Below are 19597 nucleotides of genomic sequence, written 5' to 3' on the forward strand. Positions count from 1 at the left end.
CGAGGCCCTCGACAGCATTGTCGGCCAGGTCAGCCATATCTCGAAACTGGTCTCCGGCATTGCCGAAGGCGCGGTGGAGCAGTCCACTGGCCTGAACGAGATCAACACCGGCGTCACCCAGCTCGACCAGGTGACCCAGCAGAACGCGGCCATGGTGGAAGAAGCCACTGCCGCCGGCCATATGCTGAACACCGACTCGTCCAAACTGGCAGAGCTGATCGCGGTGTTCAAAGTGGACGGCAGCGCACCAATGGCGCAGATGCCAACCGCCTCGGCCCCAGAAGCTCCGGCCGCCGCGCCATCTGCCCATGGGGATGACAGCTGGGAGATCGAGGAAGCAACGCCAACCCCAGCGCCAGTCGCCAGCGCCGATGGCAATGCGGCCAAGGACATGTGGCAGGACTTCTGATCCCGCCCGTCATCATTTTTCCCAAAATATTCCGGGGGAGCGCCCCTTAGGGGCGCGGGGGCAGCGCCCCAAAACAAGCACAAAAAAGCGCCCGGCAGTTCTGCCGGGCGCTTTTTCGTTTCTATCTCATGGGACGCTTTACCCGATAATGGCGTTCAACGTTGCCGAAGGGCGCATAACCTTAGCTTTCAGCTCCACAGAGGGGCGGAAATAGCCACCGATCTCAGCTGCTGGGCCCTGGGCCGCAGCCAGTTCCGCGAGGATTGCCGCTTCACCTTCGGTCAGAGCTTTGGCAATAGGGGCAAATTCGGTAGCCAGATCGGCATCATCGCTCTGCGCTGCCAGCGCTTCGGCCCAGAAACGGGCAAACCAGTAGTGGCTGTCGCGGTTGTCTGGCTCGCCGACCTTGCGCGAGGGCGATTTGTTCTGGTCCAGAATGCCCTGGGTTGCGACCTCTGCCGCAGCGCCCAGCACACCAGCCTTGGCATTGCCCTTGCTGTCAGCCAGGAAGTTCAGGCTTTCGCCAAGGGCGCAGAATTCACCCATCGAGTCCCAGCGCAGGTGGTTTTGCTCCACCAGTTGCTGCACGTGCTTGGGGGCAGATCCACCGGCACCGGTTTCAAACAAGCCGCCACCCTTCATCAGCTTCACGATCGACAGCATCTTGGCAGAGGTGCCAAGTTCCAGGATCGGGAACAGATCGGTCAGGTAGTCGCGCAGCACGTTGCCGGTGATGGCAATGCTGTCCTTGCCTGCGGTGATGGTCTTCAGCGATTGGGCTGTTGCTTCGCGTGGGGCCATGATCTGGAAGAGATCTGTCTTGCCAGCAGCTTCCAGCGCCGGGGTGACATATTTGATCAGCTCTGCATCATGGCCACGGTTGGCGTCCAGCCAGAAAATCGCTTCCGTCCCGGTCAGACGCTGGCGGTCCAGAGCCAGTTCGATCCAGTTCTCGATTGGCGCTTGTTTGGCGGTGCAGGAACGCCAAATGTCGCCAGCTTCGACCTCGTGAGAATGCAGGGTTTCACCATTGGCCAGAACCACACGAATGGTGCCATCGGCTGGCGCCTCAAAGGTGGTGGGGTGCGAGCCGTATTCTTCGGCTTTTTGTGCCATCAGACCAACATTGGCGACAGAACCAGCAGTGGTCACATCCAGGGCGCCATTGGCTTTGAAGAAGTTGATGGTCTCATCATAGATGGTGGCATAGCAGCGGTCAGGGATGACGCAATTGGTGTCACCCTTGTTGCCAGCTGCATCCCAGCCCTTGCCGCCTGCGCGGATCACGGCCGGCATCGAAGCGTCGATAATGACGTCCGAGGGCACGTGCAGGTTGGTGATGCCCTTGTCGCTGTCGACCATATACATGGCAGGGCGTTCAGCCGTGATGGCCTCAATCGCTGCCATGATATCGGCGTTGCCGGAAACGCGGTCCAGCAGATCGCCCATGCCGGAGTTGGCATTGACACCCAAAGCGTCCATCTCAGCGCTGAACTTGTCGAATACAGGGGCCAGCCAGGCTTTGACCGCGTGGCCAAAGATGATCGGGTCAGAGACCTTCATCATGGTGGCCTTCATGTGCAGCGAGAACATGGTGCCATCTGCTTTGGTGTCCTCAATGGCCTCGGCTAGGAAAGCACCCAGAGCCTTGGCGGACATGAAGGTCGCGTCGGCAATGGTGCCAGCTTCCAGGGGCCAGCTGTCCTTCAGCACGGTGGTTGCGCCATCTGCACCAACAAATTCGATCTTTGCGTCACCTGCCTGCGCGGCGGTGATTGTTGCGGAGACTTCGTTGGCATAGAAATCATTGCCAGGCATCGACGACACCTTGGTCTTACTGTCAGCACCCCAGGCCCCCATCGAATGCGGGTTGTTCTGGGCGTAGTTCTTCACAGCACGCGCGGCACGGCGGTCCGAGTTGCCTTCGCGCAGAACCGGGTTCACCGCCGATCCTTTCAGACCATCGTAACGCGCGCGGGCGTCTTTTTCGGCATCTGTTGTGGGCTCTTCAGGATAAGACGGAATGTCATAGCCCTGGGCCTGCAGCTCTTCGATGGCGGCAACCAGCTGCGGCACCGAGGCCGAGATATTGGGCAGTTTGATGACATTGGCATCAGGGGTTTTGACCAGTTTGCCCAGCTCGGCCAGATCGTCTGTCTGACGTTGGTCTGCACTCAGCTTCTCTGGGAAGGCAGAGATGATGCGGCCAGCCAGGGAAATATCCTTGGTGCCAACGCTGACATCGGCTGCGGCAGCGAACTTGCGGATGATGGGCAGAAAGGACGCCGAGGCGAGCTCGGGGGCTTCGTCTACGATGGTATACAGAATGTCGGGGTTTGATTTTTCTGTCATGTTTCTCAACCTTTCAGCGATAACGGAAGCTTTGGTAACTTGCAGTAGCGGCGCTACATCTCATACGAGATCGAATTGAACTGGGCCACAGATCACAACAAAAGAGATTCCGGGCCACAGAGGATTATGGCCCTCATGTAGAGCAGGAGCGGCTCTGGTGCAATCACCTGCTTGCGCATTTGGCTCGGCAGATTGACGCGGCGCAGCATTTTGCAGCAATTCTGGGGGTATCCCTATCCTTTTGGCTCAGGATTGGATGCTTTTGCCACCCTGCTCTCTGCCAAGGCGGCTTTGGGGATTCTGGTAAAGGGCTCTTAACCTTGAAGCCAAGGAGGCAGTGTGACCTTCGCAGACAAGGAGATCCACGATGCCTCTTACTGAAAATCTGCCCAGCCTGCTGATCTACGCCCCCGTGCCGCTGCATCTACACGACGGAGAATTCTTTATTGAGCGACAGGCCGTCAACGGGTTGCGCCTTTGGGCGCAGCATTTTGGGGCGGTAACTGTGATGATGCCGGTGAGCGGGGAAGCCCCCCCGGCGGGATGGGTTCCCATTGGGGCGCACCTAAAGGACCTCGCTCGCGTTGCCATCGAACCGCTGCCAATGGCCTATCGTCCAGACCAGTTTCTGCGGGCCTTGCCGCAAACTCTGCGTCGGATCCGGGCCTTGATCGCGCAGTCTGATTACCTCAGCTTTGCAATTGGCGGGCTATTTGGTGACTGGGGTTCGGTTTCTTGTTTGACGGCTAATCAGATGCGGCGGCCCTTTGCTGTCTGGACCGATCGGGTGGAATCCGAGGTGATGCGGCTGTCACAGCAGGCAGATGCCGACAATGATCAGGGCCAGGGCAACTGGCGTAGTCGCCTGCGTGGCCGGTTGTATCACCGGCCCATGGCGGCCTTAGAGCGGGCTGTCATACGCCGCGCCAACCTTGGCCTGTTTCATGGTGCAGAGACCTTTGCAGCCTACCAAGGCTTTTGCAAAAACCCACAGCTAGTGCATGACATTCATATCGCCGAAAGCGATCACATCAGTGATTTCGAGCTGAGTCAGAAAATGCGTCGGGTGTCTCAAAAGGCGCCCTTGCGCCTAGTCTATACCGGGCGGGCGGAGGCGATGAAGGGGCCAATTGACTGGACCACAGTTCTGGAGCGGCTCAAGGTTTTAGGTGTGGATTTCCAAGCCACCTGGCTGGGGGATGGCGCCGCCTTACCGCAGATGAAGTCTCGTATTAAACGGGCAGGTCTGGCGGATTGCGTTGATTTTCCTGGCTTTGTTGAGGATCGCAGCGAGGTTCTGCGCTGCCTGTGCCGGGCGGATGTCTTTATGTTCTGCCACAAAACACCGGAATCGCCGCGTTGCCTCATCGAGGCCTTGACCTGCGGCACGCCGATTTTAGGCTATGGCGGCGCCTATGCGCGGGACCTGATCTCGGGCCATGGCGGCGGAGCCTTGGTGCAGCGCGGTGATACCGAAGCCCTGGCGCAGCAGCTTGCCTTGCTTGACGCTGATCGCAGCAGGCTTGCCGAGATGATCCAGCAGGCCTGCGCCGACGGCATGCCCTTTAGCGATACTCAGGTCTTTGCCCATCGGGCGCAGGTCCTGAAGCAAAATCTCCCAGGGCGGCGACAGCCTGTACAATCCAACCCTGGGCTTGGCGCGGGCCAGACCTTGTTCGATGGCTAGGGGGCTGGACCCTGGGCCAGGGGAGTTGGGCAGAGCAGTGGCGACCTTTCTATTGGCGCCAGTTCAGTACCCGGCGTTCAATGAGGCCAATTACGGCGCTTAGGGTTACTCCCAGTAGCGACAGAATGGCGACACCGGCAAACAGGCGCTCCAGATCATAAAGAGAGCCAGCCTCGAGTATATAGGCACCTATGCCGTATTCCGCGCCAAGCATTTCGGCGGCAACCAGCAGGATGATGGCAATGGCCAGGCTGATGCGCAGGCCTGACAGGATGCCGGGCATGGCGCCGGGCAGGACAATTTTGCGCACGATTGAGATCCAGGACAGGTTGAAGCTTTGCCCCATACGGATCAGGCTGCGGTCTACATTGTCCACCGCGCCATAGGTGGCCACCACTGTGGGGGTGAAGGTGCCAAAGGCAATGAGCGCATATTTTGATCCTTCATCTATGCCAAACCAGATCACAAACAGCGGCAAAAGCGCAATTTTGGGAATAGGAAACAGCGCGGCCGTCAGTGGTACCAACCCGGCGCGCACGTAGGAAAACAAGCCGATCAACACGCCAACAGCCACGCCCAGGCTAGCACCAAGGGCGGCTCCGACAAACAGTCGCGTCAAGGAAACGCTCAGATGTTCCCACAAAAGACCCGAGGCATAAAGCTCGCCAAAGGTTGCCAGAACATCGCTGGGTAGTGGCAGGGTCAGCGGTGAAATCCAGCCTTGACGGGTGCCAAGCTCTGCCAGGGTCAGAAGAACGATAAAAACTGCGACCCCAATCCAGCGATGGCTAGCCGGGGCAAAGCCGCCACCGCGAAAGACAACCTGCTGGGCGGCGGGCGGCGCGGGGCGGGACGCAGGGGCGTTCAAATCAGACATGCATCAGCTCCGCATCTGCAGCCCGCGCTTCTTCGCGCATCAACTGCCACAGGTATTTTTGTTGTTCTTCCAAATCACTGTCGCCGTATTGGCGTTGATCCAGCGGTTTCTCCAGGTGCACCACTTCGCGGATCTCTCCGGGGCGGCGCGACATCACCACGATCGAATGGCCCAGACGCACGGCCTCGGCCAGATTATGGGTCACATAGACGGCGGTAAAAGGCGTGCGGGTCCAGAGGCTGATCAGATCATCCATCAGCAACTCGCGGGTCTGGCTGTCCAGCGCCGATAGCGGCTCATCCATCAACATCACAGCCGGGTTCACCGCCAATGCGCGGGCAATGGCCACCCGTTGTTTCATGCCGCCAGACAATTGCTTGGGCAGGGCCTTGGCAAAATCGCTGAGTTTGGTGCGGGCGAGAACATCGGTGATGATCGCATCTGCACGCGCTCCGCGAATGCCGTGGTCCTCAAGCACCAAGGAAATATTGCCGCGCACCGAGCGCCAGGGCAGCAGGGCAAAGTCCTGAAAGATATAGGTCAGTGGGTTGAGGCAATCCTTTGGCGGGGTGCCGATCTGCAGAACCTCGCCCTTTGTGGGTTTTTCCAGGCCGCCGATAAACCGCAAAAGGGTGGATTTCCCACAGCCGGAGGGGCCAACGATACAGACGATCTTGCCGGAAGGGATCTCCAGCGAAATATCGCGGAGCACCTCAAAATCGTCATAGGAATGGCTGACGCCAGAGAGGCGAATATCCATAGGGAACTCCAAAACTGGCTGGCAGGTGGTTTTCTTTGGGGCGCAGTCTGTGCTGCGCCCCAAGATTGAGCAGGGGGGGTTACCCGTTGGTCTGCACGTAGCTCGGGTCGATCACGGTTTCCAGGCTGATGCCCTGATCCACCAGACCTTCGGACTGGAACCAGCTCAACTGATCCTGCAACGAAGCAGTGTTCATCGCCGCACCTTCATTCAGGCGCATGGTGCCGTTGATGATCGACTTGGCTGCCTTTTCGCGCGGGCGATCCGCATAGACATATTTATGGATCAGATCAACCAGCTCCTGCACACCTGCATCGCCCTTAGCCTTGTCGATCATGGTGCTGTTATACTCGCTGACGCCTTTGGAGTAACCGGCCAGGAAATCGCGGGTCATTTGCTGCTCGCCAGAGGCGTTCTTGGCCGAGGTGAAGACCGTGGTGACCTGGTAGTCAGGCAGGTAGTCCGAGACATTGCCGATGATATGCACCTTGCCGGAACCGGCCAGTGGCTTGGCGAGATGGGGTACGATGGACCAGGCGTCGATCTGGCCGGATTTGAGCGCGCCGATGATGGCGCCGACCTTTTGCAGCGGCTTGAACTTCAGTTCGATGCCTTCAGCCTGGGCCATTTTTGATCCCATGTAGTGGAAGGAAGAGCCCGCCGAGGTGATGCCGTAGCTTTTTCCTGCCAGCTGCGCCGGGGTGGTGATGCCGGCCTGATAGGCGGCGTCAGAGACCAGATACTTCTGGCCGTCGATGCCCGCCTCTTCGGACAAGGCGCCACCGATGACTTTGACCGCGCCTTTGTCCGCCAGGGAAACCAGACCACCGGACATCGCCGTCACGGCGTAGTCCACGTCGCCAGAGGCAATGGCAACCGCCATTGGTGTGGCCGCCTGAAAGAATTTGAATTCAACGTCGAGGCCGGCCTCGGCAAAATAGCCGCGCTCAAATCCGATGAAGCTGCCAGAGTGGCTGGTAAAGCGCAAAGCCCCCACGGTGATCTTGCGGTTCGAGGCCAGGGCTGGGCTGGCCAATCCGGCAGCAGCGGCGCTGCCCCCCAAAAGAGCCAAGGCCTTGCGGCGGGTAAATACAGTCATGTTCATTCCTCCCTAGTTTTAGCAGTAGGCCTGTTCTTATCCCTCAGGCCTGCATCTCCGTTGTGATTAGAACCTCCAGCCCGCCCAACGCAGTGCAGATATCGCGGGCCAGAACGGCCTCGAGCAGGGCGTGGTGTTGAGCGGCCCGGTCTTGGAAATCCAGCCGTCCTTCGCGCAGCAGCGTCAGCCGAAACCGCCGGGATTGGTCGTAAAACTTCTGCTGCGTATCCAGCAGACGCGGCGAACCTGAGGCCTCGCAAAGGCTGTAGAAAAAGCCGCGACAGGCATTGTCCCACTCCAATGCGGCAAGGTCGCTCAGGTCATTCTGCACAACTGTCTCGCAGTGACGCATGGCATGATGCGCAGCCAGAACGCGTCCCTCCCAGGCAACGTCCCCCAGCTGGAGCGCCTTTTCCAGCGCCATTTTTTCCACCTGAATTCGCATGAACAGAATGTCCTGCAGGTCCGCCTCGGTGGCCGAGGTGACGCGAAAACCACGCTGCGCGGTTGCTGCCACCAGCCCCTCGGCGCTGAGTAGGCGCAGAGTTTCACGCATCGAATGGTTCGAGCCGCCATAGCGTTGCCGCAGGGCGTTTAGCTTCAGCTTTTCATCGGGCCTGAGCAAGCCAAAAGAGATGTCGCGACGCAGAACCGAGGCCAGCATGGCCACCACGGTTTCGTCTTCATCCTGTTTTGAACCAAATATCATTTGAACCCGATTTTCAAAAATGTTGGATATTTCTGCCGCAGCGCCCTCTCCCTGTCAATCACCAGTCTGAGCCGGGTGTCGCGTTGACCCTTCCGCGCGGCTCTGCCACTCATGGCAGGGCAAGTGATGCTGTCCTCTTGACGGAGAGGGTGGCCAATGGACTGACCCGGAGCTTTGATGACCCCCTTTCGCTTTCTTCACACTTCGGATCTGCATCTTGGCAAACGGTTTGGGCAGATGTCGGAAGAGACGCGGGGGGACCTGCAGCAGGCCCGGCAACAAATCCTGGGGAGGCTTGTGGAGGTGGCGCGGGCCAATGATGCACAGCATGTGCTGATTGCTGGCGATATGTTTGACACGCAAACCCCGTCAGAGCGGCTGTGGCGGCAGGCTTTGGCCTCCATGGGGGCGGCTCCAGATCTGCAATGGTGGATCATTCCAGGCAATCACGACAGCGCGGCCGCGGAAACCCTTTGGGCGGGCATGGCAGCGCATGCCTCTGACAATACCCATCTTTTGATGCAGCCCGCGCCTGTTCTGATGGCACAGGGCGTGCATCTGCTGCCCGCACCCTGTTTGCACCGGTTTGCCGGGCGGGATCTGACCGCCTGGATGGATGGCTGCGAAACACCTGAGGGCGATCTGCGCATTGGTCTGGCGCATGGGGGCGTGCTGGAGTTTGGCAGCGATGAGGCGGGTAGCGAAGTGATCTCCCCCAAGCGTGCTGAGATGGCGAGACTGGACTATCTGGCGCTGGGCGATTGGCATGGCGCCTTTTCGCTGGGCGCACGCAGCCGCTATAGCGGCACCCCCGAAACGGATCGGTTCAAACATGCAGGTCGCGGCCAGTGCTTGCTGGTTGAGATCAATCCAGGCGCAGAGCAGCCGGTAGTCACCCCGGTTGAAACTGGCAGCTACCATTGGCAGGAACTAACTTTGCAGTTGACACCTGCCTCAGATGTGTCGGCGTTGTTGAAGGACATTCTGCCGACAGAGCGAGCTGATTGGCCTCAGCATTTGATACGGATCAGGGCCGGGGGCTGGATCACCGCGCCGCAGCGATTGAGGCTTCAGCGGGCGGTGGCGGAAGTTGCCCCGGAATTTTGTTTTTGTGCCTTGGATGAGGCTGATCTGCGCAGCGAGCATCAGGTCGCTGACCTGGACCTCATTGCAACCACTGGCGCGCTGCGGGCAGCGGCCGAAGAGTTGATGCATTCTGCCGAAGATAGCGCCTTGGCACAGGGCGACCGGGAGATCGCATCGGCGGCTTTGAACCGGCTGTTTGCCTATGCACAGGAGCTGTCCCCAGTCGAGTATGCGCAGCCGGAGGGCGCGCCATGAAGATCAACGCCATTCGTCTGGAAAATGTCCGACGGTTTGTCGACCCGGTTGAAATCACCGGTATCGGCGGCGGGTTGAATGTGCTGGCTGCGCCAAATGAGCAGGGGAAATCCACCATATTTGATGCGCTGCACGCGCTGTTCTTCAAGGACGTGAAATCCTGGGACAAGGACATTCGCGCTTTGGCACCTCGTGTTGGTGGCGAGCCCCGTGTCGAGGTGGAGATCGAGCGGGACGGGCAGGCCTACCGGGTGGCTAAACAGTTCCAAAGGGCCTCGGGCAAGGGGGATGTTCGCATCTGGCAGGGCGAGACCCTGTTTCTGCAATCGGATGCGGCAGAATCCTGGCTGCAGGACCTGATCAAATCCCCAAAACAAGGCGGACCTGCCGGATTGTTGTGGGTGCGTCAGGGTCTCACCAATTTTGCCGATGCCAAAGAAACTCTGGCAGCACGTCAGGATCTGATGTCCTCGGTTGCGGGCGAGGTGGACATGATCACCGGCGGGCAGCGCATGGATGCAATCCGTCGCGATGTGCGTCAGGCCCTGGACCGGCAGGTGACCACGCGAGGCGCTAAAAAAGGTGGCCCTCTCGATCAGGCGATCGCGACAGTGGCGGCACTGCAGGAGCGCGAGCAGCAGCTGGCAGCCAAGGTTCAAGAATTGCGCGCCCAACTGGATCAGCGTCAAGACCTGCGCCGGGCGCTCGCTGAACTCCAAGACCCGGAGGCACAACGCGATTTGGAAGCCCAGCTGCGTCAAAGTCAGCAGGATCTCGCTCTGGCAGAGCGATATCAGGAAAAACTGAACGCAGCGCAGCAGGCAGAGCAGAATGCAGACCTGTTGCTGACCGCCCACAATGGCACCCTCGCGGCTTTTATCGCCCGGCAGCAAGATCATGCAGAGGCGCGGCAGATCTGCGTTGAGGCTGCGGACAGGCTAAGTCGGATCACTCAGGATCTGGACTCCAGTCGTGCCCGGTTGGAACAAGTCGACGCTGAATTTGAAATGTCCAGGGCTAAGGTGAAATCTGCAGAAACGCGGCTGACGCGGCTCCAGCGCCATGAACGGCAGGCGCAGGCGGCAGGGCAAAGGCAGGCTTTGCAAAAGACCCTTGCGCAGGCCCGTGAGGTGATGCAGCAGATTGCGGACCTGAAAGAGCAGGCCCAAAGCGGCCCAAACCAGGCGGCTCTGGAGAAGATCGAGGGGGCGCGGGATGCGCATGCCCTGGCAGTGCAGGCGCAGCAGTTGGCGGCCTTTGCTCTGACAGTCACCTATGACGTGGGCCAAGAGGGGCAGCTGCGGCTGGATGGCAGCGCCATTGAAGCGGGCAAACGGATCGCCCTTCCCCAGGGTGGCCGGATTGAGGCGCCAGGGATCGGCCATATTGATTTGCATCCAGGCGCAGGGGCTGGCGAGGATCAGCTGAAGGCGGCCAAGCAGGCTTTGGCAGCGGCACTGGAGGCCGCAGGTTGCGAGGAGGTTGCGCAGGCGCGTTTGGCGCATCGCAGATGCCAGGACGCTGCCATTCGCCTCCAGGAGGCGGAGGTCCAGTTGCGGGTGCTGGCCCCCGGCGGGGTCATGGCATTGATGCAGCAGCTGGATGCCCTGCCAGAGATGAGTTCTGGAGAGGAAGAACCCTCAGAACCTCTCAGCGTTGAAGCCCTGGAGGACGCACTTGCTGGTAGCCGGTCCAGATTGGATCATGTGACGGCCAAGCTGGAAGCCGCAAAACAGCATGAAGCTCAGCTCCGGCTTGGGTTCGAACGGGAAAATGTGCAGCATCAGGCGGCGGTCCAGCGGTTAGAACGCGCCGAGGCTGATCTGTCAGGGCAGGGGGACGAGACCGAGCAACGCGCAGCTTTGAAGCTGCGTCAGACTGAATTGCAGCAGGGGCTCGCCACCGCAAAAACGCTACATCAGAGCCTGCAGCAGGCGGCTCCGGATCTAGATGCTGCGCGGGCGCGATCAGCGCGGGGCAAATCGCAGCAATTGGCCGTGCGGGAAGGGGTACAAGCCCATGTCCGGGACCTGGCAGTGCTGGACAGCCGGATTGCAGTGACCGCCGGCGCGGCAGTGGAAGAAGAACTGGCAGAGGTGCGCGACCAGCTTACTGCCGCCGACAAACGCCTGGCGGCGGTAGAGTTTGAAGTCGCCGTGCTGCGGCGTCTTGATCTGGCGCTGGACCAAGCCCGCAGCGCGGCACAAGAGGCCTATGTCGGACCGGTTTTGAAAGAGTTGCAGCCGCTTTTGCGCCTGCTCTGGCCCGAAGCGCGTCTGGGACTGGATGCGGGGCAGGTGCTGCCAGAGCATCTGCAGCGCGAGGGCAGCGCAGAGGCGTTTGACAGCCTGTCGGGGGGGACACAGGAACAGATCGCTCTCTTGGTACGGTTGGCTTTTGCCCGGCTTTTGGCCCGTGCGGGTCAGGCCGCACCGATCATTCTGGATGACGCCATTGTTTACACGGATGATGCCCGGATCGAAAAGATTTTTGACGCTCTCACCCTGCAGGCCGATGAGATGCAGATCCTGGTCTTTACCTGCCGTCAAAAGAGCTTCCGCAGCCTTGGGGGTACGCAGTTGCAGATCCGGCAGGCTACCGGAGTTTGACCCCCATGGGGGCCGGGGCATCGAACCTCTAGCGTCCTTCGTTGTAGCCTAGTCGCGGATTTCTTCGGGCATCACACCCCAGAGCTTGACCTTGGGGGCCCAGCCGCTGAACCCGCCAGCGGTGACTTCGCACCAGGCTGGGGAGCATTCTCCCAAACGCGCCACCACACCGTATTCCAGCGCCGCAGTGACTGGCGCTTTGTCATCGGCCTGGGCATGCAGGGTCAGCATGTCTTCCTGTACCAGAACCGTGCGTGACCCAGAGAGCAGCGCATAATGGACCCATCCGCCGGCGCCGTCCTGATCACGGACCCGACGCCAATGGCCAAATTCGGCGGTGATTTCCAGTGGCATGCCGCGCCGCTTGAAGACCCAATCGATCCGATGGGTGAGCGAGGGGCCGCGCCGGACATTGCCCTCGGCTGCCTTCATCGAGACATAGCGGGGCAGCGGCAGATTGGTGACTGGCCCACGTTCTGCGGCCTCTGCCAGAGAGGTCATCAATGTGGCACCAAAAACCACACAAAACGCCGCCGCAAGGCCACGCCATCCCACAATTGTTTTAATCACTGCCTGCTCACTTCTGCTCGCGGTTAAGCCTGCCCAAACTTTGCTCCGAAATCCTGCGTGGTTTTGACCTCTCAAGAGGCAAAAAGCCGCGTCACTTGTTCCGGTTCTGGCGGATCGGTTCTTGTGCCCGGTTCCGTCCTGCGCCACCATGCCATCAAGGCAAGTAGATTGAAAAGCCAGGGGAGAGCGAAAGTGGCAAGAGAACGTCTGAGTGTTGTTGTTACGCGACGGTTGCCAGAGCCGGTAGAGACACGGTTGAGCGAGCTGTTTGATGTGCGTCTGCGCAGCGATGATACACCGATGAGCCGCCAAGAGCTGGCTGCAGCCCTAAAAGAAGCGGATGTGCTGGTGCCGACGGTCACTGATACCATTGATGCGGCCCTGTTGGGGCAGGCCGGTGAAAAGTTGAAGCTGATTGCAAACTATGGCGCCGGTGTGGACCACATCGATGTGGCCACCGCCCGCCAGCGCGGTATTCTGGTGTCCAATACGCCGGGGGTGTTGACCGATGATACCGCCGATATGGCGATGGCGCTGATCATGGCGGTGGTGCGCCGTATCCCTGAAGGTCTGGCAGTGATGCAAAAGGGCGACTGGCAGGGCTGGGCGCCCACCGCGATGCTGGGTGGACGTCTAGCCGGGCGCCGGTTGGGTATTTTGGGCATGGGGCAGATTGGCCAGGCCGTGGCCCGACGGGCGCGGGCCTTTGGCATGCAAATCCATTACAACAACCGCCGCCGCCTGCGTCCCGAAATCGAAGCCGATCTGGAAGCCACCTATTGGGAGAGCCTGGATCAGATGGTGGCGCGGATGGATGTGATTTCGGTAAACTGTCCCTCCACACCTTCGACCTTTCATCTGCTGAATGCACGCCGGTTGAAGCTGCTGAAACCTTCGGCAGTCTTGGTGAATACTTCGCGGGGCGAAGTGATCGACGAACACGCGCTCACCCGGATGCTGCGCAACGATGAGATCGCCGGGGCAGGCCTGGACGTCTATGAAAAGGGCACCGATATCAACCCACGCCTGCGCGAGCTGCCAAATGTCGTGCTTTTGCCCCATATGGGCTCGGCGACGCTTGAAGGGCGGATCGAAATGGGAGAGAAGGTGCTCCTCAATATCAAGACATTTGAGGACGGCCACCGACCACCGGATCAGGTTGTTCCCGCAATGCTCTGATATCAACAACCAGATTTTCGGAGCCTTTATGCGCGGCCTTTTCAACTTAGTTCCTTTTGTGCTGGCGGCTCCTGTCGCCGCGCAGGACCTTCCCTTTGCAGCCGAGCTGGATCTTTCGCTGTCCCAAAACTCCCGCAGTGGCAGTGCTGTCAACAGCTCCTTTGGGCCGATGGCTGAGATTGAAGATTTCAACCTGACTAGGCTGAATGGTCGAATTGCGGTGCCGACCCCGGGTGGGACCCGTCTGGAACTGGGCGTTCTACATGACGGAAGCGATGCAGAAACCGAGATTGGCGGCGCCCCCAGCGATGACACCTACCGCGCGGCCCGCCAGTATTCGCTGCAGTTTGGCATGGTCAACGAAGCCCGCTATCTCGGCCTCTTTGCTGCCGATGGGGACGTGCGGTTCAACCCTTCAGATGCGGATCAGGATGCTGACTTTTCCGCCTGGGGGCTGACAGGCCAGTGGCAGTTGGGAGACTTCAGTCTTGGCGGCCAGGCCGGGCTTTTGGATACCCAGGCGGACAATCCAGAAACCCTGTCAGACGCTGGGTTTATCGCTGCAAACCTGTCCTATTTCCTCGATGAAAAGACCCGTTTTTCCGCCCGGGCGGCCTATGCCTCGGGGGATCAGGATACGGACAGCAGCTCTGCTCCGGATCCGATTGATCTGGTCGCCTTTGGGCTAGAGGTTGAGCGCAGTTTTGCCCTTGGTTCGGGGCGCCATGCTGCAAGCATTTATGGTACAGTGGATTGGATCAATGTGCGCGAAGGCAGCAGTTTCGGCTCGGTGGACGAGGTTTCGGATCTGGCGATAGGGGTTGGCATCCGTATTGTTTTTGGCGCCGGGTCAAGCCGTGACAGCGAAAGGGCCTTTGCGCCGCGCCTGCCGCAGTTCACCCGCTGGATCGGAGCAGTTCCCGCCGTCGACTGATCCGCGAGCGGGGGGTTTCCAAATCAACTTCCAGGAGGCAGAGTTCCGGGACACAATTTTCGATGTTCTAGAGGACGTGTCATGAGACTGGATCTACCCTGCCTTGCCCTGCTGATCAGCACAGCATCCTCCCCCGTAATCGCGCAGGAGGCGGCTGATGCTGTCGCCCCGGAAGGCGCAAGTTCCGGTCAGGTTGCAGCGCTTTCTGAGGCGGTTGCCGCTGCCCTTGCCGCCAAAGAGGCCGGAACGCCGGTTGAGGCTGAAAACTGGATGGTCGCTGCCGCCAACCCGATTGCGGTTGAGGCCGGAGCTGAGGTGCTGCGTGAGGGCGGTACGGCAGCAGATGCCATGGTGGCAGTTCAGACCGTCCTGGGGCTGGTGGAGCCGCAATCCTCGGGTCTTGGCGGTGGCGCCTTTCTGGTCTGGTACGATGCAAAGTCCGGTGAGATCACAACATTGGATGCGCGGGAAACCGCGCCTTTGGCTGCAACGCCGCGATTGTTTCAGGACGAGGCTGGTGAGCCACTGAAGTTCTTTGACGCCGTGGTTGGCGGCCGATCTGTGGGCACCCCCGGTACGCCCGCATTGTTGGAAGCTGCCCATCGCAAATGGGGGCGGGCCAATTGGGGATCCCTCTTTGACGCGGGCATTTCATTGGCCGAAGAGGGCTTTGCGGTTTCCCCGCGCATGGCGGGATCCATTGCAAGTGATGCAGAACGCCTAGGGCGTTTTGCGGCAACGGCCGAGTATTTCCTACCCGGTGGGGTACCGCTGGAGGCGGGTTCGATCCTGACCAACTCCGCCTATGCGGATGTGCTGCGGACCCTCGCCGCCGAGGGCGCCGAAGGTTTTTATACCGGGCCAATCGCTGCCGATATCGTGCGGGTGGTGACCGGGGCCGAGGGCAACCCCGGTGTTCTGTCTGAATTCGACTTGGCGCTCTATCAGGTCAAGGAACGCCCGGCGAGCTGCGCCAGCTATCGTGCCTTTGAGGTCTGCGGCATGGGGCCGCCGTCGTCAGGCGCGCTTACAGTTGGACAGATCCTTGGCATGTTGGGGGGCTATGATCTGGCGGCCTTGGGCGCGGAAAACCCCGAGGCCTGGCGGCTGATCGGCGATGCCTCGCGGCTCGCCTTTGCCGATCGTAGCCGCTACATGGCCGACAGCGACTTTGTGCCTGTTCCCGCCAAAGGACTGGTGGATGCCGATTACCTGGCAGCGCGCGCAGAGCTGTTGGGCGGAGAGACTGCTCTGGCCGAAGTCGCCCCGGGCAAGCCTGAATTTGACCATGCAGGTCTGCCTCCCCGCTGGGCCGACGATGCCTCGATTGAGTTCCCCTCGACTTCGCACCTGTCCATCGTCGATCAATATGGCAATGTGCTGTCGATGACCACGACCATTGAAAATGGTTTTGGCTCACGTCTGATGAGCAATGGGTTTTTGCTCAACAACGAGCTGACGGATTTCTCCTTTCGCAGCCATCGTGATGGGGTGCCAATCGCCAACAGATTGGAGCCCGGCAAGCGGCCGCGCTCGTCAATGGCGCCATCCATTGTCCTCAAAGACGGCGCGCCAGTTCTGGCCATTGGTTCACCAGGGGGCAGCCGGATCATTGGCTATGTGGCCTCGGCGATTGTGGCCTGGGCGGATTGGGGCATGGATGTTCAGCAGGCGCTGGACCTGCCGCATGCGGTCAATCGTTTTGGCACCTATGATCTGGAGGCAGAGACAGCAGCAACCGGCATGGAGGCCACGCTTACTGAGATGGGATATAAGGTCAATATCCGCGATCTGAATTCCGGCCTGCATGCCATTGAGATTGGCGAGACCTTGAAGGGCGGCGCTGATCCGCGCCGCGAGGGCATCGCTCTTGGTGAGTGATATCTGCAAGATCGGTTTGGTCTGATGCAACTATGTGAAGCAAAGGTGGAGGACGGAGGCATCACTTGCTTGCGCCCCTTTTTTGCGCGATAAGTTTAATCGTGTTGTCATGACAACACGGAAGAAGCGCCGGTGCTATCCGGCGTCGCAGGCAAGCAAGAGGATAGAGAAATGGTGCAAGCAACAGCATTGCCACGCAATGAGGCGGGGATTGAGGCGGCAATTGGCGTCTTGAAGCAGCAGTTTGGAGAGCAGCTGCAGACCGGTCAGGCGATCCGTGAACAGCATGGCCATACCACTACCTGGATTGACAATCAGGCCCCGGATGCGGTGGTTTTCCCGACCTCGACCGCTGAGGTTGCCAGCATCGTAAAGACCTGCGCCGAATATGGCGTTCCGGTCATTCCCTTTGGCACCGGTACCTCCCTGGAGGGGCATGTCAACGCCCCGGCCGGCGGCATCTGCGTTGACATGATGCGGATGGATCAGATCTTGGCCGTCCATGCCGAGGATCTGGATGTTGTGGTGCAGCCTGGTGTCACGCGTGAACAGCTCAATACCTTCCTGCGCGATCAGGGGTTGTTCTTCCCGATTGACCCTGGCGCCAATGCCTCGCTTGGCGGCATGGCCGCAACCCGCGCGTCCGGAACCAATGCGGTGCGCTATGGTACCATGAAGGACAATGTCCTGGCGCTGGAAGTTGTGATGGCGGATGGCGAAGTTGTCCGCACCGCACAGCGGGCCAAGAAATCCTCGGCTGGCTATGATCTTACGCGTCTGATGGTCGGCTCTGAGGGCACATTGGGCCTGATCACCGAAATCACCCTGCGCCTGCAAGGTATCCCAGAAGCAATCCGGTCCTCCCGCTGTTCCTTCCGCACTGTAGATGATGCCTGTCGCGCAGTGATGATGACCATTCAATATGGTATTCCAGTTGCCCGCATGGAGCTGCTGGACGAGATGAGCGTCGCGGCGGCCAATAACTATTCCAAACTGACCCTGCCAGAAACACCGCTTTTGCTGCTGGAGTTCCATGGCTCGGACGCCGGTGTATTGGAACAGAGTGAGACTTTTGCCGCCATCGCGGATGAATTTGGTGGCTTCGATATCGAGGCGACCTCGACGGCGGAGGAGCGCAACAAGCTCTGGCAGGCACGCCATGATATGTACTGGGCCTGCATGCAGATCCGTCCCAGCGCCAAGGGCATTTCGACCGATGTCTGCGTGCCAATCTCCAGACTGGCGGAATGTGTCGGGACCACCCAGGCCAAGGCCGAAGAGCTGGGGCTGGTTGCGCCCATCGTTGGCCATGTGGGGGACGGGAATTTCCACTCTTTGGTGCTGGTCGACATGGAGAATGCCGAGGAGCGCCAAAAGGCCGATGAATTTATCAGCTGGCTGAACGAGATGGCGATTTCGATGGATGGGACCTGCACTGGTGAACATGGCATAGGCCAGGGCAAACGTCCCTATCTGGTGCAGGAACTGGGCGCCACGACCCGTTACATGGCGGCTATCAAGGCGGCGCTGGACCCGGAAAACATCCTCAACCCTGGCAAAATTCTCGAGATTTGACAGGGCCGACGAAAATTCCGCAAGAAATGTCCGTTTCTGTTGGGCTGGAGCGTGCCTAGATCTAAGCTACCATCAGCAACAGGACGTTTATCTTATGACCATTGGCCATTTTATCTGGACGGATCTCTCAACTTTTGACATGGCACTGGCGCGCAAAACCTACGCGGCGCTATTCGACTGGGGGTTCACCAAAGATTCGGATTATGATTTTGCCTCGGATCACGCTGGGGAAGGGGATCAGGTGGCGGCGGTCTTTCCGATGCCCTCCTTCCTGGTCAAGATCAACATGCCATCCTTCTGGATGTCCTACGTCCATGTGGAGGATCTGGATGACAAGGTCGCAAAGGCTCGTGCCCATGAAGGCGTGATCATCGAGATCGAACCTCAGGATTTTGGCAAGGGCAACCGCATCGCACTGGTCCGCGACCCTTCCGGGGCGGGGTTGACCATGGTCGAAGGTGGCGGCATCACGCCGCCCTCTGATCCGGTGCAGCCGGGGCATGTCTTGCAACGCTATCATCACCTGCCGGACATCGAGATGATCCGCAGTTTTTACCAGGATCTATTTGGCTGGCATTTTGAAAAGCGGCGCGAAACACCCTGGCATTGCTACGATATCCTACACCCCGATGGCAGTCTGGTCGCCAAGGTCGAAGAGGTCCCTGAAACCGTGCGGGGCAAGTTTCGCTATTGGGTACCTTGCTTTGCCGTGGGTTCGATGCCGGAAACACTGGCCAGTCTGCAGGCACTCGGCGGTGAAATGGCGACCGATTTGGGGGATGGCCGTCAAATCCTTATGGATCCGCAGGGAGCTGCTCTGATGGTGCAAGAATGCGAGAGCTTGGCAATACCCGAAACGCCCCTCACGGCACAGACCGAAGGTAGACCGGTGCCGTGGAAGGCAGGCCTAGGGCTGGCCTGCATCTGGCTGGCCGTCGTGTTGGATGCAAAACTGTTCTGGGGCGTCTTGTTTCTGATGTGGAGCTGGCCTGCCCTGCGGACCGGGCGGGTGGATTTTGTCGAACCCGTCTACCGCGATTTGCATCCGCTGTTCTACTGGGGGCTTGTGGGGACTTGGATGGGTCTCAGCCTTTGGGTGATGGGAGAAGCGCTGGGCCTGCTCGGCGCTTATTCTGGCTGATAGGGCCGCAGGAGCTGGTGCCGCCAATTTCCCTTGAGGCCCCAATTTTGCCACCATGACCTGCTAGCTCCTGACTTGGCTCGAAAGGGTATTCTAGGGGAGTTGCAGGTGGTCATACGCAAAGTCATTGGAATTCTGTTCCTATCTGTCCAGGCTGTTGTTGGGGCAGATTATTACTTTCAGACACGTGACGCCGGGCTGCAATGGGGCGAGATGAGTGCCGCTGACTATGCTCAAATCATCCAGCGCCGTTTTGATAAGGCACATAAAGCCAGCGAGCATGGGGTTGGGGAGCAAGTGGCATTGGGTGGGGGCACTCAGCTAGCGCAACCCAGCTATCGGGAAGACGAGAGCCAAGAGAGCCAGGCCGCAAAGATCTGCGTTCGGCGCGGGACTGCCCTGAACTGCCAGTAGTCAACGTCTCGCCCGGTTCGGGCCTTGATTGCAGAGCAGGAGCCTTGATCCAAGGCCAAA

Annotated in this window: 15 protein-coding genes and 1 pseudogene; 10 read left to right on the forward strand and 6 right to left on the reverse strand. The window is 59.6% G+C overall.

Annotation, left to right across the window (positions count from 1 at the left end):
* Window positions 1-409, forward strand: a pseudogene (locus ABJP42_RS17460) (methyl-accepting chemotaxis protein); the annotation flags it as partial.
* 138 nt (window positions 410-547) lie between these two features.
* On the opposite strand, the gene ABJP42_RS17465 reads toward ABJP42_RS17460, so the two are convergent.
* The gene (locus ABJP42_RS17465) at window positions 548-2761 is read right to left on the reverse strand and encodes an NADP-dependent isocitrate dehydrogenase (RefSeq protein WP_348342639.1); all 2214 of its coding nucleotides are present in this window, start codon (window positions 2759-2761) and stop codon (window positions 548-550) included.
* Window positions 2762-3128: 367 nt separating this feature from the next.
* Between ABJP42_RS17465 and ABJP42_RS17470 the strand changes: the two genes are divergently transcribed.
* Complete coding sequence (locus tag ABJP42_RS17470) at window positions 3129-4448, forward strand: glycosyltransferase (RefSeq protein ID WP_348342641.1); 1320 nt, start codon at window positions 3129-3131, stop codon at window positions 4446-4448.
* Between the two features lie 49 nt (window positions 4449-4497).
* Here the strand turns inward: ABJP42_RS17470 and ABJP42_RS17475 are convergent, their stop codons facing one another.
* From ABJP42_RS17475 to ABJP42_RS17490, 4 genes are all read right to left on the reverse strand, one after another.
* On the reverse strand, window positions 4498-5325 hold the full coding sequence (locus tag ABJP42_RS17475) for an ABC transporter permease (protein ID WP_348342644.1): 828 nt from the start codon (window positions 5323-5325) through the stop codon (window positions 4498-4500).
* Window positions 5318-6085, reverse strand: a complete 768-nt coding sequence (locus ABJP42_RS17480) for an ABC transporter ATP-binding protein (protein WP_348342646.1) — start codon at window positions 6083-6085, stop codon at window positions 5318-5320. The genes ABJP42_RS17475 and ABJP42_RS17480 overlap by 8 nt, the downstream gene beginning before the upstream one ends.
* Window positions 6086-6164: 79 nt before the next feature.
* Window positions 6165-7184, reverse strand: a complete 1020-nt coding sequence (locus ABJP42_RS17485; protein WP_348342648.1) for an ABC transporter substrate-binding protein — start codon at window positions 7182-7184, stop codon at window positions 6165-6167.
* 43 nt (window positions 7185-7227) lie between these two features.
* Entirely contained in the window at window positions 7228-7893 is a 666-nt protein-coding gene (locus tag ABJP42_RS17490; protein WP_348342650.1) for an FCD domain-containing protein, read from the reverse strand.
* Between the two features lie 177 nt (window positions 7894-8070).
* Here ABJP42_RS17490 and ABJP42_RS17495 point away from each other — a divergent pair, with 177 nt between their 5' ends.
* Together ABJP42_RS17495 and ABJP42_RS17500 are read left to right on the forward strand one after the other, a co-directional pair.
* A complete protein-coding gene (locus tag ABJP42_RS17495; protein ID WP_348342652.1) occupies window positions 8071-9234 on the forward strand; it encodes a metallophosphoesterase family protein in 1164 nt (387 codons plus the stop codon).
* Window positions 9231-11843, forward strand: a complete 2613-nt coding sequence (locus ABJP42_RS17500; protein ID WP_348342654.1) for an AAA family ATPase — start codon at window positions 9231-9233, stop codon at window positions 11841-11843. Before ABJP42_RS17495 ends, ABJP42_RS17500 begins: the two co-directional genes overlap by 4 nt.
* A gap of 48 nt (window positions 11844-11891) precedes the next feature.
* Here the strand turns inward: ABJP42_RS17500 and ABJP42_RS17505 are convergent, their stop codons facing one another.
* The gene (locus tag ABJP42_RS17505; protein ID WP_348342716.1) at window positions 11892-12344 is read right to left on the reverse strand and encodes an SH3 domain-containing protein; all 453 of its coding nucleotides are present in this window, start codon (window positions 12342-12344) and stop codon (window positions 11892-11894) included.
* Window positions 12345-12605: 261 nt separating this feature from the next.
* Between ABJP42_RS17505 and ABJP42_RS17510 the strand changes: the two genes are divergently transcribed.
* From ABJP42_RS17510 to ABJP42_RS17535, 6 genes are all read left to right on the forward strand, one after another.
* Window positions 12606-13592 carry a 2-hydroxyacid dehydrogenase gene (locus ABJP42_RS17510; RefSeq protein ID WP_348342656.1) on the forward strand — a complete coding sequence of 329 codons (987 nt, stop codon included), beginning with the start codon at window positions 12606-12608 and terminating at the stop codon, window positions 13590-13592.
* A 169-nt stretch (window positions 13593-13761) separates the two neighbouring features.
* Window positions 13762-14526, forward strand: a complete 765-nt coding sequence (locus ABJP42_RS17515) for a hypothetical protein (protein WP_348342658.1) — start codon at window positions 13762-13764, stop codon at window positions 14524-14526.
* An 81-nt stretch (window positions 14527-14607) separates the two neighbouring features.
* Window positions 14608-16407, forward strand: a complete 1800-nt coding sequence (ggt, locus tag ABJP42_RS17520; protein ID WP_348342660.1) for a gamma-glutamyltransferase — start codon at window positions 14608-14610, stop codon at window positions 16405-16407.
* Between the two features lie 171 nt (window positions 16408-16578).
* On the forward strand, window positions 16579-17982 hold the full coding sequence (locus tag ABJP42_RS17525; RefSeq protein WP_348342662.1) for an FAD-binding oxidoreductase: 1404 nt from the start codon (window positions 16579-16581) through the stop codon (window positions 17980-17982).
* Between the two features lie 94 nt (window positions 17983-18076).
* Window positions 18077-19123, forward strand: a complete 1047-nt coding sequence (locus ABJP42_RS17530) for a VOC family protein (RefSeq protein ID WP_348342664.1) — start codon at window positions 18077-18079, stop codon at window positions 19121-19123.
* 108 nt (window positions 19124-19231) lie between these two features.
* Window positions 19232-19537, forward strand: a complete 306-nt coding sequence (locus tag ABJP42_RS17535; RefSeq protein ID WP_348342666.1) for a hypothetical protein — start codon at window positions 19232-19234, stop codon at window positions 19535-19537.
* The last annotated feature ends 60 nt before the right edge of the window (window positions 19538-19597 follow it).

Source organism: Pseudophaeobacter sp. (assembly GCF_039971195.1).
Taxonomy (GTDB): domain Bacteria; phylum Pseudomonadota; class Alphaproteobacteria; order Rhodobacterales; family Rhodobacteraceae; genus Pseudophaeobacter.